Below are 15,885 nucleotides of genomic sequence, written 5' to 3'. Positions count from 1 at the left end.
TTCATCATTTTTAATTTTATCAAAATAATTTTTACATCGTTGGAATTCTCATTTTTGGTTTACCCTTTAATCTCCCCGATATAATATCGACCCTCATAAAAAAGGCAGTGAACTTACCGCCCACTGCCCTTTAAAATCGTAATTTATTTTCCATCGTCTTCAGTTTTAAATCTTCGAATTAACATGTTCAGTTCCTCTGCCCAAGTAGCTAAAGTTTTTGCAGATGAGGATATTTCCTCCATCGACGCTAGCTGTTCCTCTGTAGCAGCAGCAACCTGTTGAGATGCAGCAGCATTGGATTGAGCAATTTGTGAAAACTCATCTGTCATGATTGATAATTTTTGTACTTCACTAGAAATTTGTTTTGAGTAATTAGCGATTTTTTCCATTTGTGGTGTGATATCTCTTGCACTTTGCAAAATAGCATTAAATTTTTCAATCGCTTCGCTGGAAACTTTGACTCCTACTTCTACGTCATTTTTCACTTTCGTCATCATATTAACGGAGCTCTCTGTATCTTGTTGAATAGCTTGAACAATGGATTGAATTTCTTTTGCGGAAGTTTGAGACTGTTCAGCAAGCTTGCGAACTTCTTCTGCAACTACAGCAAATCCTTTTCCATGTTCTCCAGCTCTTGCTGCTTCAATTGCTGCATTTAATGCCAACAGATTTGTCTGTTCTGCTATATCTGAAATGACGTTTAATATTGAATAGACTTCCTTCGAGCGTACTGCTAAAGAAGATATGATGGCATTGGATTTATGAACTGAATCATGGATATTGTTCATTTGATTCACCGTATTATGTACAGCTAATCCGCCATTTTCCGCATGATTGCTCGCTTGTTGTGCTAATTCTAGTACTTCCATTGTATAATTTGCTATTTGTGTTATATCATTGGAAATTTCTTTTATTGCTTTTGAATTTTGATCCACATTATTTGTTTGTTGCTCTGCACTGCCCGCAATTTTTTGAACAGAATCAGATACTTGTTCTGTTGCCAACATAGTTTGTTCTGCGCTAGCACTTAATTGTTCTGATGAGGAAACAACATGAAATGAATGTTGTTCTACTTCGCGTACTAGACTTTTTAAGCGTTCTTGCATCTCTTTAAAGGCCTTACTCAACTGGCCGATTTCATCATTGGTTTCAACTTCAATTGTTTCAGTTAAATCGCCTTTACTAATCGTTTCCGCTTGTTCTTTTAATCTTTTAATTGGTTTAATAATCGTTTGAATAATGAAAAATAGCAATAATACACCTATAAAAATAGAAATACAGATAATGAGAATCGTTTTAGAAAAAATCGGTGATGCCGTTTCATCAATTTCAGATGTATACAAATTACCAGCCAATTTCCATCCTGTTAAATTATTTGTTGTAAAGGCCATTATATTTTCTTCACCATTTAATTCATATTCAAATTGCCCATTTTCCATTTCATATAGCGCATTGTATAGAAGTTCATCAACTTGTTCGCCACTTTCATATGTAGGATGAACAATTGTTTTTCCATGCTGATCGAATACGGAAGTAAAACCATTTTTTCCAATTTTCACTTGATTCGCTAATTGTTCTAAATAACTTAAACTTAAATCAATTCCTATTACACCCGAAGCATCAGACAGAGTTTTAGATATCGTTACAACGATATGTCCATCACTTGCAGAAACATATGGTTCGGAAATAACAATATTTCCTTGTTTTTCCATCGCTTTTATGTACCAATCTCTAGTCCGTGGGTCAAAATCATTTCCTAAATCGATATTAGGCTCTAAGATAATTGAACCGGCAGTCGTACCAATAAATATCATTTCAATTTCAGGATGTAATTGTCGATACTCATCTAACTTGCCTCGTAATGTTGGAAGATTTTTTTCTTCAAATAATTCAGGTGAAATGATTTCGATGAAATATTCTAAATCATGTATTCTAGACTGTATTTCATTCGTAACAGTAATATTTAGCAATTTTAAATTTTCATCAACACTTGCCAGCATCTCCTTTTTCACAGTCTCTTTTGCAGTCAAAAATGCTGAGAATCCGACTATCATTGATGGTATAACTAAAAAAATTAAAAATGCTAATATGATTCTCGCCTTAAAGTTTTTAAAAATACTAAAGTTATTTTTCATGATTAAAAACCCTCATTTCATCAATCATTCATATGTGAGTAAGTTAATTTATTTATGAGTAACAAACTCTTTTAATTATATAATAAAATGTCGAAAAATGTTCAAATTTATTTGAAAAATATTCTATTCTTTCATCTATTTTCTTTTAAAATAAAAAAGCGATTGATTAAATTGAATCAATCGTTAAAAAGTGTTTGGCAATGGGGTTTGCTGAATTGATGAAAATCATAAGTGCAATTAATAAGCAATTCTTAGTAACCCGTGTCGCTGTACGTGTTTTTCACCCTTATTGCAAGTAATATTTTAGGCTGTCTAAAAAATTTAGACAGCCTATATCTCTTTTTTTATTCTTTTGGCTCTAAATCTTCAATAGAATCTATATCCATATAGCTTGGTACAACTAATCCAACTTTTGCCCCCACCAAATTTTCGCCTAAATCGATTATATCATCTTTGTATTGTTCATAGAACGATCCGTGCGTTACAGGCAACCAAGGAGCAACTGAAGCATCCCCTTCCCCGTTAGCAATTGCTTGGAACATGATAATTGGATCTACTGGTGTGATCGTTACATCATAGCCAAGTTGCTCTAATACAAATTTTACAACATGACTTGATGCTTCTTCCGTTTCCCATGGAGTCGACACCAATTCAAATTTCTCACCGTTAACGGATTGTAAACCTTCCATCCACTCGTTTACTTTCTCTTGGTTTTGTTCTGCCCATTTTTTTGCAGCTTCTTCAAATGTAACTGTTTGGGCATCTAGCATCACTTGCTCCATATCTTCTGGTTCCCAGTAAAAGCGATCCAACATTTCATAAGCAGTTGGGTGTTCTTCTTTTAAGTCTTTTCTAACAATCGTATTAATATTTTCCACTTCACCGAATGTGCCTTTTGGATCTTCTAAATATTTCAAATCATAAGTTGCAAATTTCCAATGAGGATTCCAACCTGTCACAATAATGGGCTCCTCACTTTGAATGGCTTTATCTAACATCGTCAACATGCCAGCAGTTGAACTTTCTGAAACTTTCCATCCTTTTAGATTTTCATATTCATTTAACGCCATTTCTGTTAATTGCATCATTCCAGCGCCCGGTTCTATACCCGTTATTGTATAATCGAGGGCTTGGCTAATACTTACTTGCTCTTCATTGCTTTGAGTTCCCTGAGATGTGTTGTCGCCACAACCTGCTAATACTAAAGATGCGGCGACTCCAAATGTTGCACCAATCGTTTTCACATATTTCATCTTATCTACCCCTCCAAAATGAATATCATTTCGGTAGGTTGTTCAAATCAATCCTATACGAAAAGTTTTATAATGCATTGCAACTGAATAAGCACACCCAACTTCAATTTACCGAATATTCAGATATAAAACTTTGTGATGTACGTTGTAATGCCTGGTAAAACTTCTCATCAACTTATTTTTGCCCAACCGACCGATAGTGTAAGGTTAACATGATTTATATCTCATTACTAGGCATAGGGTTCCAATCGATTGGATTTCGTACTAATTTACTAAATTTTATTGATTTATTTTCTATTTTTTTCAAATATCCCCATCGTTTTTGGCATTCAACCATGCAAAATGAGATGGTGATTTATAATCAAAAATCTCCCAATTAGGAATTAGTTCATTCATTACTTACCTAATTGGGAGAATGACTAAACGGTTTTGGTTACTGTTTATTACGATTTATCATTCGTCTTGCGGTTTCGTTTATTGGCAACATTGTGGTCAAATTCTCTTGCTATCTCTTCTGCTCTTTTTCTTCTGTTATATTTTTGACTGCCTGAATTAAGATTCATTTTATTTTTCTTTTTCATCCTTTTCACCTCCGTTGTCTTATTTTGTACAACTTTAGGTGAAATTGCGTATGCCACAATTTAGCAACATCATTATTTTGAAATTGTTACTTCAAAAGAATCAAAGATGATTTCTTCATTATCATTGTAAAGTTTCGGTGTAATGATTAGTTCTTTTGTTCCGCTTTGAATGTTTGCAAACGTAAAAGACCCTTTCGCCGCGTGTTTCGTCGTATTGCCTGTCAAATTCGTAATCATTTCGTAAGTATTACCGAACTCGTCTTTCACATCAAAACCAGTCACATACGGCAAATTGTATAGCGCGTAATTGGACGGCATCTGAATCTTGTAATGAAGATTGATTGTATAGCCAGTTATATCAAGTGAAGGAACAAAGATTGTAAAACCATTTTTCGAATCTCGATAATTGGCTTTTATTCCTTTCACATCAATCTTTTTTAAGTGAAATTCATAAGCCCAATCACCTTCAAAGTTTTCATTTGTATCATGATTCCAAACACTTCTAGGATTCCAAGTTAGTTTTACAGTGCGTGGCGATCGTCCATTTAATTCAGGTGTCAGCGTAATAACCCCAACATAAGATGTATCTGACCGTTTTTTCGTCCAAGTAACGGAAGAGCCTTCGATTTCTCCATTGATTTTAATAGGCTTATCAAAACTTGGATGTTCACCTAAATCTTTTTCCGTTTCAATGGCAAAGGTAAGCGTTACTGTCGTTCCGTCGTAAATTGCATCAACAATTTCAATTGTAATTCCATTGCTTTCTTGAATGGCATCAATTCCCGTTGCATAGTCTTCAAAATACTGAAATTGCGATGTCTCGCCTTTAAAATATTCGACAATTTGGTTAGCTAATGGGATATGGGAAGCGATTGTTGGCGAGTAAAAGACTAAAGTTGAACCAATTCCTCCAGCAAGTAAACAAGATGCAGCGATATATTTCATTGAATGGTTCTTTTTTTTCTGTAAAACAAATTGTAATACTCGTTTTTTCTCAAAACGGCTGACTTTTTCAGGCTCAATTTCATCCACATTTAATTGAAGCATTTTCTTTAATTCATCCATTCTTTTCACTCCCATCAGAAAGGATTTTTCCTAACTTTTTCTTCCCTCGATATAATCGATTTTCAACGGCAGATTTGGTAATTCCTAATGCATCTGCAATTTCTCCATTTGTAAGATCTAAGTAATATTTCATTAAAAATAGTTCACGTTCTGACTCAGGCAATAATTGCATTTTTAATAAAATCCTTTCTTTTTGTTCTTTGTTCAAATAAAGCAATTCCCCCGTTTCGAAATTTATTTGTTCATTGGAATGCTCCAATGAAACCACTTCCATTTTTTTCTGTTTTCGATATATGTCGATCGCTTTATATTTTGCAATTGTGCCAATCCATTTTTTTAATTCTTCTTCACTTCCCCTAAACTTGTCACTATTTTGCCAAACAGCTAAAAAAACATCATTTATACATTCATCAACCGCCCAGTTTCCACATGGTTGTTCTAAAATTTGTTTAGCGATGGCCTTTACATAAGGCATATATGTATCAATAACATAAGCAAGTGCTTTTTCATGTCTTAGCTTCAATTTCGAAATCACATCTTTCACTTGCTTCACTCCTTTCACTTATACCAACGAAAAAAGCTGAAAACACTCTCGTAAAAACAAAAAAACATATCCTCTTTCATGAGAGATATGTTTCATTATATAGAAAATGTTTTAACTTGAAGGAGGCTTTGTAATAAAATTCCGAACTGACCTAAAACTTTTGTAATTCTTCAATCCAAGTAATGATTCTCCGCGTACGTTGGATATTGAATGGAGGGTTTTTACTTTTAAAAAATTCCAATACTTCTTCTAATAAAGAAACATAATAAGATTTCTTCATTTTCCAAAACTCAAGCATTTTTGGAGGCAATCCTTTGCAATGGACAACTCCGCCAAACTGATCATGCCATTCATAATCCCCACGAAAAATTGCACGTCTGCCGTCCTGAAATAAAAATTCAACAATTTCATAACGTTCATATCGTTTTCTTTCAAGTTGTCGAACATCACAATCAAATAAAGCATCCATCCATTCTAGACTATGAATGCCGTACCAATAATATCCTGGCATCTTCTCTTGTAGTGGTAAAGGACCAAACCCATAGAGAAATTCAACGTCATCCTTATGAATGCCTTTTAATAGTTCGCTAAATCTGAGACTTGAAGATGAAAATATAGGCGTTTCATATCGTGTAGCCAACTCAACCATCCGATCAAAATTCTCTAACCCAATGGTAATGGGTTTATCAATGAATATGGGTTTCTGAAAGGAGGCGATTTTTTCAAACCATTGCAAATGATTTCTTCCGTCTACCGTTATAATCCACCAAGCATCTACTTCTTCATTCAATGTCTGAACATCATCAAATTCTGGTATATGATAGGATAGTAATACATTTTTATATTTTTTGGCTCGGTCCCGACTAATCGGCAAATCTTCAGAATAGCTTTCAATAAAACCACTAAACTCCACATCGTTTATATAAAAAGGATGATTTTCATCATGTAACATACTCGAAAATATTTCAACATGGGAAGTATCATTACCGATTAATCCGATTTTCATAACTTGCCTCCTTAAAGACATAACATTGTCTAGGTCTACCTCTGCCATTTACTTTTTCCAAACCGAAAAACTCAATTAAATTGGAATCTAGCCAATTTGAAATAATGCGATTGGCAGTCCGTTTTGTAACGTTTAAATTAATGGCTACCTCATCTGATGTAAAATAATTTAAATTGTTTTTCAATAAATATTTCTTAATTGTTTCAATTTGCCTCGTTTGAAATTCTTTCTCATGATCTGTTAATTGATAAACGGTCGGTATATTAATAATAATTGGCCCGATGACATTACGTTCTTCATTGACGATAAACGCAATATTCGTTGAATGTTGCTGACATTGCTTTAATGCCACATCTGCATGGAAAACTGAAACAGGGATGGACATACCAAATCCTACCCCTAACATCACCTTTAACTCTTTATATTGATTGATTTCTTTAAAGATATTTAGAACTTTATAGCCTTCCGTTATTCGTTCAAAATCGCCTCGATAAGCAATGAAATGATATTCAGTTTCACTCACGGGAATAATATAGCCATACATATCATCAACAAATCGATAAAGGGCTTTTTCTAACTTATTTTTCACTCGTGCTTTTTTATTTAGCGATTGTACATTTTGATCTTTAAATTCTATTAGGAATTTTCCGTATATCACTTGATTCTCTCTTTTTCTTCTTTGAGTCGAAGAAAGTAAAATTCGTTCAATGCAAACGATAATATCTTGTTGCGTCGGTTTCAGCCAAACGACTGGAAGATGATATTGTTTAAGGGCATCTTGCACTTTCTTAATTGAAGTAATAATTCCTACATTGGATTTCCCTTCAATTGCTTCAAGATGACGTTGTACTATTTTTTCATATCCCTCTACTATTCCTAAATGTTCAACAATTGTATAATCAATTCCTTCAATTTCACAGATTACGCTTTGTATATATTCTTTAGCTAATCCATCGATGCTAATAAATTGAATTGGATGATCTTTAATTAAGTAAAAAAGAGCTTCAAAAAAACCAGAACCTTTTAAAGGGATGTAATATGATTCAATGGAATCATTTATATGATCTTTTACTAATAAGTAGGTTGTCCTACTGGAATACAATATGCAATCGACTTTATTCATTAGCTCTTTTGTAAAAGTAATCGCATCGTAAATTTCATCGGAAAATCGATAGACTACCTCAATATTCGGAAACATTGAAAAACTTTTTTTGATTAGTTTTTCAATCCATGTTGGCCCAATAAAGCCTATTTTGATCATCCCATTCAACCTCCAAATAAAGAATAATCGAATGATTTAATCATAAACCATTCGATTACTATTTTCTTATACTGACTGCTTATTTAGAAAATTTTTTACAAATTCATCATCGTGAAGATGAGGGTACAATTTATAAACTTCATCAATTAATTCCAACTGTCCTTTGCTCAGCACTTCCCGTTCGCTTAAACATTTATTCGAGCGAATTAATCCTTGTCGGCGCAATACTTCATTGATACCTGCAATACTTCCTTTAAAATGATTATGCGAATCGAAAAATGCTGCATTTGCATGGGTTACTTCTTGAGCAATCTTCATCCATTTGGAATGAATAACATCTTTTTCCCGTTCTTCTTTAATGCTACGGAATAGTTCCACAGCTTTTGAAGTCCAGACTGCCCAATGACCTAACAATCCACCGGCAAATCGTTTCTTCCTAATTTCACCATCGACTTCCTCTTCAAATACTGTGAATAAATCATGAATTATTGAATCGTCATTGCCTGTATAAAGGGCAATCTCATTCCAACGGCTTGAGTGTAAGACCGCCCGTGCCACATCTATTGTTAAATACCTGTCGAAAGGAGCGACTTTAATTGCATAGGCATTCGGAATTTCACAAAACTGTTTCCAAAAATCAGTCGTAAATATACGGCCACCAACTGCTGGCTGTAAATAAAATCCTATAATTGGAATAATAGATGCAATTTCCCTTGCTCGTTGCAACAATTCTTCTTCAGTATAATGAAATAGCCCATTATTGCTTAATAATACAAGATCATATCCAATTTCTTTTGCAAATTGTGCTTCTTTTATCGCTTGCTCTATTTCCCCACTGACCCCTGCAATTTTAATAAAATCCGATTTTGCATGAGCAGAAATTTCCTCTATAGCTGTTTTTAATACTTGTTGATAAAACTCGAAAACTTGGTGAATCTCAAACTGTGTCGTATGAACTCCAACCGCTACACCATCTACCCCCGACTCGATATAATATCGTGTCAATAGACGTTGCGATTCTTCATCAAAAGATTTATCTTCAAATAATGCTAACGGGTGAGCAGGTATAAATGCGCCATCCATTAATTTTTCTTTTACCACATCTCTTAACATTAAAACTGCCCCTTTCGCTCTTGGAAATGGCTCGGTTTATTGAGAAGCTCACCATTATGTTGAATCCAATCGGCAATTAATTGAATCATTTCTTTTACAGAAACGGATGGATAACCAAAAGTTTGATGTGCTTTCGACGCATTGCTTAATAATGCTGTATCCGCTTCTTCACCAACGATGTTAGCTTCTTTCCCAAAGATTTTGGCAAATTCATTTGCTAACCAACGTACCGATAACAATTCAGGTCCCGTCACATTAAAAATTGTCGGAGGTGAAGAAGCATGTATTAATGACCGAATCGCAAACTCATTGGCATCACCTTGCCAAATGACATTTACATGCCCCATCGTTACATCTATCGGTTGATTATGATAAACCGCTTTTGCAATTTCCACTAACACGCCATAACGAAGATCAATTGCATAATTCAGACGAAAAATGGACATCTTCGTTTGATTTTTATGAGAAAAATACGTAAATACTCTCTCTCTTCCTAAAGTCGATTGACCATACTCTCCCACCGGATTAGGTGTAACCGACTCATCACAGCCACCCGTTTTTACTTCTGTTAGCGGATAGACATTCCCTGTAGAAAATACGACGATTCTTGAATCTTTATAATGCTCGGCAACACGTCCAGGCAAGTAGCTGTTCATCGCCCAAGTAAAATGTTCGTTTCCAACTGTTCCAAATTTATTTCCCGCCATAAAAATGACATTTTTGGCCTTAGGTAGTTGTTGAAGCTCTGAATCATTTAACAGATCACAAGAAATTGTTTCGATACCTTTCGAATTTAGTTTTGTCTCTAAATCTTTATTTGAAAATCTTGAAACACCGATTACTCGCTGATTTGTCCCCGCTTCATTAATCGCATTTTTTAATAGATAGGCTAGAGTTGGCCCCATTTTCCCTCCAACCCCAAGGATAATAAAATCACCATTTAACTTTTTCACATCCTCAATTAATGCTTTTGTTGGAGTAGACATAAATTCTTCAAGTTGTTCAACTGTTACAATCATTGCTTTTCCTCCTAAGATAAGAATATATTTTTGAAGTTATTGAATGCTAAATAAATGAGTAGTAATAAACCAATAATACCGAGTACATTACTAAACAATTTATTTTTCAAGTCCCCCATAATTTCTTTTGAGTTGGCGATTACTAAAATGGCAATTGCGATAAACGGAACTACAAAAATCGTCACACCTTGAGCAAAAGTAATTAAGTTCACAGGGTTTCCGTCAAAAATTAAAGCAATAAACGAACCAAACAGCATTACAATAATGATGGCTATTTTCACTTTCATCGATGATAATTGGTGCCCTAACCCCAGACCATCAGCCAGTAGCCCGCCTCCAATTGTGGCATTTCCTATTAATGATGAATAGGAAGCACCGAATAAACCGAGTACAAAAATAAACACTGCAAAACTACCAAATGATGGTTTTAAAATACCCGCCATTTCAATAGCATTGTTCACCAAAATTCCTTCAGGCTTTAATACAGTTGCAGCAGTGATCATGATTAAGAATGAAATAAATCCTAATAAGAATATCCCGAAAATTGCTTCAAATTTACTCTCTTGAACCTCTTTTCGACCTACTCCTTTTTCACGCACTAAATACGATTGATAGATAGCACCTACGATTGAGAATGAAGTCGCTATTAAAGCAATTACTAGTGCCATACTACCTTCAGGGAATCTAGGTACAAATCCGCTAAAAATGTCGACAATTGAAGGTTTTACGATGATTAACGTAATTAAGAAGGCGAATAACATCAAAATGACTAAAGCCAACATCAATTTTTCCAGCACTTTATAAAATTGCGTTAAAAATAATAAAGCTACGCCAAGTAAAGTACCTACAATAATCCAAACTTTTGAACTGATACCAGTAATCGCTTCAACCGCAATCCCCGTTCCAATTGCATTCCCAGCTTGGAATGAAGAACAAACTAAAAATGCACCAATTCCAATAATGACCCCTGCCCATTTCCCCCATTTTTCTTTCACTAGATTAATAAACGTATCTTTTCCGGCAATCCCTATTCTTGCTGCCATTTCTGTATAACAGGCCATTAAGATGACAGCGACAATGATAGACCACACTAATTCAGTTCCATAAATTGCGCCAATTTTTGAGTTTAATGTGATGGAACCTGGCCCTAATACAAGTGCCGAAGTAATAAGACCAGGACCTAAAATTTTCAAAAATTTCAAAAACCCATTTCCTCCATTTTGATGATTCCCAGAGATTGAAGCATTTACCTCTTTGTCCTTCATCACCATTTCTTCCATCCCCCTTTTTATTCAGAATTTTCTTTAATTTAATTTTATTGAAAATCTTAGTCCTCGAACACGACCTAAAATTGTCCTTAAATCAATAGTTGAATTTCTTTGATTTTATAAGCACTTTAATGAATTCAGAAGAACAGGCTCGGAGACTTTTGCGGATACCATCAGAAAAAAATGCACAACGAGCAAGATACTCATTGTGCATTTACGAAAAACAATTGCATCCATTCAAATCATATAATGTTGTAAGTTAATCATCCATCTTCATTTGTATCATTTCACCTGTTGTCCCATCGATTTTAATATCGATGTCTTGTGTTTGATTTTTATACTCAATAGTATATATTGGTTTTCCTCTTTCTACTTCAAGTGACCAACCAATTGGAGAAAGGTCTTTTACTTCATCATTAGTAGCTGCCTTTTCAATAGCTTCATTTGGTTCTATGATATTTGAAAAATCTAAAGCTTCATCACGATTGACTTTTGATTCAACTTCATTGACTTTTATTTCTTTCGTCGTTGCATCAATTTCTACTTCATACTCTTTTGTAGAATCATAACCATCAATATCATAATACAATTGACCAAAATCTGATTCTAAGTCAATCGACTCGATCTTTGCATCTGGATAAGCTTCTTTAAAGATATCGATTGCCTCTCTCATCGTTACAACAGGATTTGTAATATTGGATTCATTTTGTGCAATAGTCGATTCATTCGAGTTGTTTGTCGTATTGACTTCAGTTGTAATATTTTTTGCATTCATGCTACATGCAGCTAGTAAAGATAGCGTGAATCCAGCAATGATTAGTTTTTTAATCATTTCTATACTCTCCTTAATGGCATATTTCGTATTTATATTTTGAACAATTCTGTGATAAACATACTGTTTTGTAATTCTGTTGTTAAATTGTGAAGGCCTTCCTTGAATTCACTATTGCGACTTTTGCTATTTTCTAGGAAATAAACTTTTTTAATAAAATTAAATAGTTTTCAGCTTTCTCCCTCTCAAACAATTGCATGATAGCGTTAGTATTGTGTAAAAAACAGAAAAAAGCACCGCCAACAACATTAGCGGTGCCTGTAAGGAAAATCTACATCTTGCTTAATGTTTCCATTATCAATAATTGTTCCCATTTTCCTGAAGAGTATGTAATAAAGGGAGAAACAGATGGTCCACTTACTCGGTTAATCTATATTGACTACTTTGATTAACCGAAAGCCAAAAATTAAGGAAATAATGTATCCAATAAAGGCTAACAATAAAGTGAAATTGTTAAAGCTAAAATTGATTGATACAAGTGTTAAAATAATTATTCCTATAAGTAGATACAACATTTTATTCATATTTCTAATTATAACTTTAACTTTTGGTTCGATTATTTTTTTAAAAGCTTTAATAGAGAGCTATAAAACCTATCAGTAACATTGCAAAAATTGGATAAATTATAGAAGAATATGAATTTTTGAATGTTATATTTTGAAGTTTATACAAAACATCTACTAACAATAATAGTCCTGTTACATAAAAAACGATACCTATACCATAAACATATTTCCTATACATTAAATTCCCTCCAATTGCATTACACTTATAATCTATTTTGATTATTATGTCTATTAATTTTGAACATTTTTTACTATTTATTCCATTTATGGTATATAATACACTATACTAAAAAAAGGAAGTAATTACAATATGAGTAACAAGATACGAATAAAACAGTTCAAAAGATTGATTCTACAGCAGCGGATGCAATAGCAGACGCTAATTATAAATATATTAAACTCGTAGGAAACGTTGCAGGTCATATTGAATTGCGATTTACCGCAACAGGAAATTATTATATGCATGATACTTATATAGGTACTTCTCGTTATTGACTAATAAGTTTCATCGGATAAACCGCTATTCTAACAGCTCATGGAATTTTGTAGTGAACAAGATTTCATGAGCTTAAACGCTGGATTCTATACTACTAAATATGGTGATGTTATCAGAACATACAAGAGTTCAACAAATCTTTAAAAAGTAACCGCCTAATTAAAACTTTTAGATGTTTTGTAATCATTAAATCAACATCAAAAGGTACTTTTTCAACGAGTGGTTCAAGTGCTAAAACACATGTTAAGTAAAACCCAAAAAATGATTTTTTCTAATCTATTTCCATGAAAAAGAAAAAAGCCCGAAACCTCTTTAAATATCAAGGATTTCGAGCATCTGATTAGTTGATTAAACTTATTCGTTATTGTACAAGTAGCGTCCTAGAAGGGATTTATACCTAGAAAAAACATTGTGAGAAAAAGAAAGCCATACCCGCTAGAAACGATTCCAAGATAGCTTCTCAAACAATTCCGAAATTAATCGAATTGATCGCATTTATAAATACTCTTATTTCAATACATACTCCGCAAGCACACGCTGCACATTGTATATATTCGTCGATCTATTGAACGTCTTTTGAATCGGTAACTCACTACCGGACACCCAAATTTTTAACTCCGCATCTAAATCGAATGTGCCAGCGTTTTCCACTGAAAAATGCAATATGCTTCTGTACGGAATAGAATGATATTCAACTTTCTTCCCCGTCATCCCCTGCTTATCTATCAGTATCAATCGTTTATTAGTAAAAACAAACATATCTCTAATGACTTTATAAGCGTGCTCTACACTTTCCGAAGGTATTAAGATTTCTTTCAATTCTTCATTTATTTTTTCAACACTGACTTCGCTAGCATTTCCCATTAAACCGTCGAATAACCCCATTACATAACACCCCTTTGGTATTGTTATTAAATTTTAATATACCATAATTTGTATAAACTTGAAAACAATTCAATAATATTGTCCTAAGGCTTGAAAAATATTTGCAAATTTTTACCCCTAAATATAAAAAAGTTGCTAGCAAGCTCTGACTGTCAGATGAGCCCGTTTGAGCAGGCCGGCTTGGGGGTTTTGAACGCAAAAAAAGAGCAACCAACTTTATTCGTTGATTGCTTATCTTTTTATGCTTTCTATTAATTTTATTGCTACATCAAATGGCCTGTTTCCACTAAGCCAATTTCTGATGATTCAACATCGTTAAGTATATGCTTCTATGATGAACACAATGAACACTTATAGTAACTTAATATCTAGAGCGGTTCAAGAGCTGCATCTCAATTTGATAAATTTTTAAAGAGAAAGTTTGAAAATGGAACATTTTGGAGCATTTTTATTTCATGCAAAATTGTGAATAAAAATAAAAAAACCTTACAACCATTGAGGAAGTAAGGTTTCATAATAGCGTCCCAGGAGGGATTCGAACCCCCGACCGACGGCTTAGAAGGCCGTTGCTCTATCCAGCTGAGCTACTGAGACATTTTGTTTTCCCAAAGGACAATATTTATTATATTAGCGTAGTGTGAAAATGTCAACGGGTTTTTAAAAATTTTTTCAACTAATTTTCACACTACGAACCATTTTACAATTCTTCCAATGGATACTCTTTTTGAAATATTTCTTCCCCTTGATCCGTATACGCAGTAACTTTCCAAATTGAATCATTATACTCTAACACTGCGTAACTCTTTTCATCAATGCCCCGAGGCTTTAACAAGCTCCCGGGATTTACAAACAGAATATTGTCTATCAATTCTGCACCAAGTAAATGGGAATGTCCAAACAACACTGCATCTGCTTCTACTTCCTTTGCACGATAAAACAGATTCATGGTTGTCGACTTTACATTGAATAAATGTCCATGCGTTACATACACTTTTTTATTCTCAATTTCAAACTGCAATTCTTCAGGAAACCGGCTATCCCGGTCACAATTGCCGCGAACTCGCTTTACTCCTTCTAGATATGGGTGTTGATAATCTAGTTCGCTATCCCCACAGTGAATGACCACATCCACTCCTGGATGTCGCTCCTTAACTACTTGTATGATTTCTGCATCCCCATGGGTATCACTCATCACTAATAATTTCATTGTCTCCACCCTTATTTTTTACTTTGCATCCAAGTAATGAAAAATATGCCTAATAAAAATTTTAATAAAATCTGCTTGAAATGTAAAAGGTTAATTGCTGACAAAATACGACTTGCTGTTTTACTTAATGTACACAAGTAAATCTTTGTTTCGCATATCATTAAATAATTGCAACATTTGCTTAAATACTTGTGACTAAAATACTCGCAACTTTATCCTAAATAAAAAAGAGGCTGCTTGAGCCCCTTTACTTTAAGCTTTTTTCACAAATTCAGATTTTAACTTCATTGCACCAAAACCATCAATTTTACAATCGATGTTGTGATCTCCCTCTACCAACTTAATGTTTTTTACTTTAGTGCCAATTTTTAATGTGGAAGAACTTCCTTTTACTTTTAAATCTTTAATGATTGTCACTGTATCGCCATCTTGTAAAAGATTGCCGTAAGCATCTTTTACTACCAAGCCTTCCTCTTCAGTATGGTCGTTTTCAGTCCATTCATGAGCGCATTCTGGACAAATAAATACGTTTCCATCTTCATACGTATATTCTGAATTACATTTTGGACAGTTTGGTATCATTTCTTTTTCCTCCATATTTACATCATTACCTACTACTATAATGAAGTCTTAACGAGATTTCAAATGTTTATG

The 15,885-nt window shown here is 33.8% G+C and carries 14 protein-coding genes and 1 tRNA gene; all 15 read right to left on the bottom strand.

Features of this window, described 5'->3' with window-relative positions; all coding sequences use genetic code 11:
- Positions 1-143 precede the first annotated feature (143 nt).
- The 15 genes from NST00_RS08910 to NST00_RS08840 all read right to left on the bottom strand — a co-directional run bounded on the left by NST00_RS08910 (position 144) and on the right by NST00_RS08840 (position 15,813).
- The gene (locus NST00_RS08910) at positions 144-2,135 is read right to left on the bottom strand and encodes a methyl-accepting chemotaxis protein (RefSeq protein ID WP_016837220.1); all 1,992 of its coding nucleotides are present in this window, start codon (positions 2,133-2,135) and stop codon (positions 144-146) included.
- Positions 2,136-2,479: 344 nt separating this feature from the next.
- Complete coding sequence (locus NST00_RS08905) at positions 2,480-3,388, bottom strand: glycine betaine ABC transporter substrate-binding protein (protein WP_016837219.1); 909 nt, start codon at positions 3,386-3,388, stop codon at positions 2,480-2,482.
- 443 nt (positions 3,389-3,831) lie between these two features.
- Entirely contained in the window at positions 3,832-3,969 is a 138-nt protein-coding gene (locus NST00_RS08900; protein ID WP_168412600.1) for a hypothetical protein, read from the bottom strand.
- Between the two features lie 72 nt (positions 3,970-4,041).
- Positions 4,042-5,034: a DUF4179 domain-containing protein gene (locus NST00_RS08895; RefSeq protein WP_340709866.1), complete on the bottom strand. Its 993-nt coding sequence runs from the start codon at positions 5,032-5,034 to the stop codon at positions 4,042-4,044.
- The gene (locus tag NST00_RS08890) at positions 5,027-5,578 is read right to left on the bottom strand and encodes a sigma-70 family RNA polymerase sigma factor (protein ID WP_016837216.1); all 552 of its coding nucleotides are present in this window, start codon (positions 5,576-5,578) and stop codon (positions 5,027-5,029) included. The genes NST00_RS08895 and NST00_RS08890 overlap by 8 nt, the downstream gene beginning before the upstream one ends.
- 151 nt (positions 5,579-5,729) lie before the next feature.
- Positions 5,730-6,584, bottom strand: coding sequence for a Gfo/Idh/MocA family oxidoreductase (locus NST00_RS08885; protein WP_339288295.1), 855 nt, complete (start codon positions 6,582-6,584; stop codon positions 5,730-5,732).
- Positions 6,562-7,845, bottom strand: a complete 1,284-nt coding sequence (locus NST00_RS08880) for a hypothetical protein (RefSeq protein WP_096551424.1) — start codon at positions 7,843-7,845, stop codon at positions 6,562-6,564. The genes NST00_RS08885 and NST00_RS08880 overlap by 23 nt, the downstream gene beginning before the upstream one ends.
- 66 nt (positions 7,846-7,911) lie before the next feature.
- A complete protein-coding gene (locus NST00_RS08875) occupies positions 7,912-8,958 on the bottom strand; it encodes a dihydrodipicolinate synthase family protein (protein WP_168412598.1) in 1,047 nt (348 codons plus the stop codon).
- Positions 8,958-9,974, bottom strand: a complete 1,017-nt coding sequence (locus NST00_RS08870) for an NAD-dependent epimerase/dehydratase family protein (protein WP_026018977.1) — start codon at positions 9,972-9,974, stop codon at positions 8,958-8,960. Before NST00_RS08870 ends, NST00_RS08875 begins: the two co-directional genes overlap by 1 nt.
- Positions 9,975-9,988: 14 nt before the next feature.
- Positions 9,989-11,257, bottom strand: coding sequence for an Nramp family divalent metal transporter (locus tag NST00_RS08865; protein ID WP_340709865.1), 1,269 nt, complete (start codon positions 11,255-11,257; stop codon positions 9,989-9,991).
- A gap of 247 nt (positions 11,258-11,504) precedes the next feature.
- Positions 11,505-12,077 carry a PepSY domain-containing protein gene (locus NST00_RS08860; protein ID WP_016837211.1) on the bottom strand — a complete coding sequence of 191 codons (573 nt, stop codon included), beginning with the start codon at positions 12,075-12,077 and terminating at the stop codon, positions 11,505-11,507.
- Between the two features lie 1,569 nt (positions 12,078-13,646).
- Positions 13,647-14,024 (bottom strand): PH domain-containing protein, encoded by a 378-nt coding sequence (locus NST00_RS08855; RefSeq protein WP_016837209.1) that lies wholly within the window; start codon positions 14,022-14,024, stop codon positions 13,647-13,649.
- Positions 14,025-14,544: 520 nt separating this feature from the next.
- A tRNA-Arg gene (locus NST00_RS08850) sits at positions 14,545-14,618 on the bottom strand.
- Between the two features lie 103 nt (positions 14,619-14,721).
- A complete protein-coding gene (locus NST00_RS08845; protein WP_016837208.1) occupies positions 14,722-15,231 on the bottom strand; it encodes a metallophosphoesterase in 510 nt (169 codons plus the stop codon).
- Positions 15,232-15,483: 252 nt separating this feature from the next.
- Complete coding sequence (locus NST00_RS08840) at positions 15,484-15,813, bottom strand: zinc ribbon domain-containing protein YjdM (RefSeq protein ID WP_016837207.1); 330 nt, start codon at positions 15,811-15,813, stop codon at positions 15,484-15,486.
- Positions 15,814-15,885 lie beyond the last annotated feature (72 nt).

This window comes from Ureibacillus sp. FSL K6-0165 (assembly GCF_038004285.1).
Lineage (GTDB): Bacteria > Bacillota > Bacilli > Bacillales_A > Planococcaceae > Ureibacillus > Ureibacillus thermosphaericus.
The sequence above is the reverse complement of the archived record's forward strand: the minus strand, read 5'-3'. Positions and strand labels throughout refer to the sequence as shown.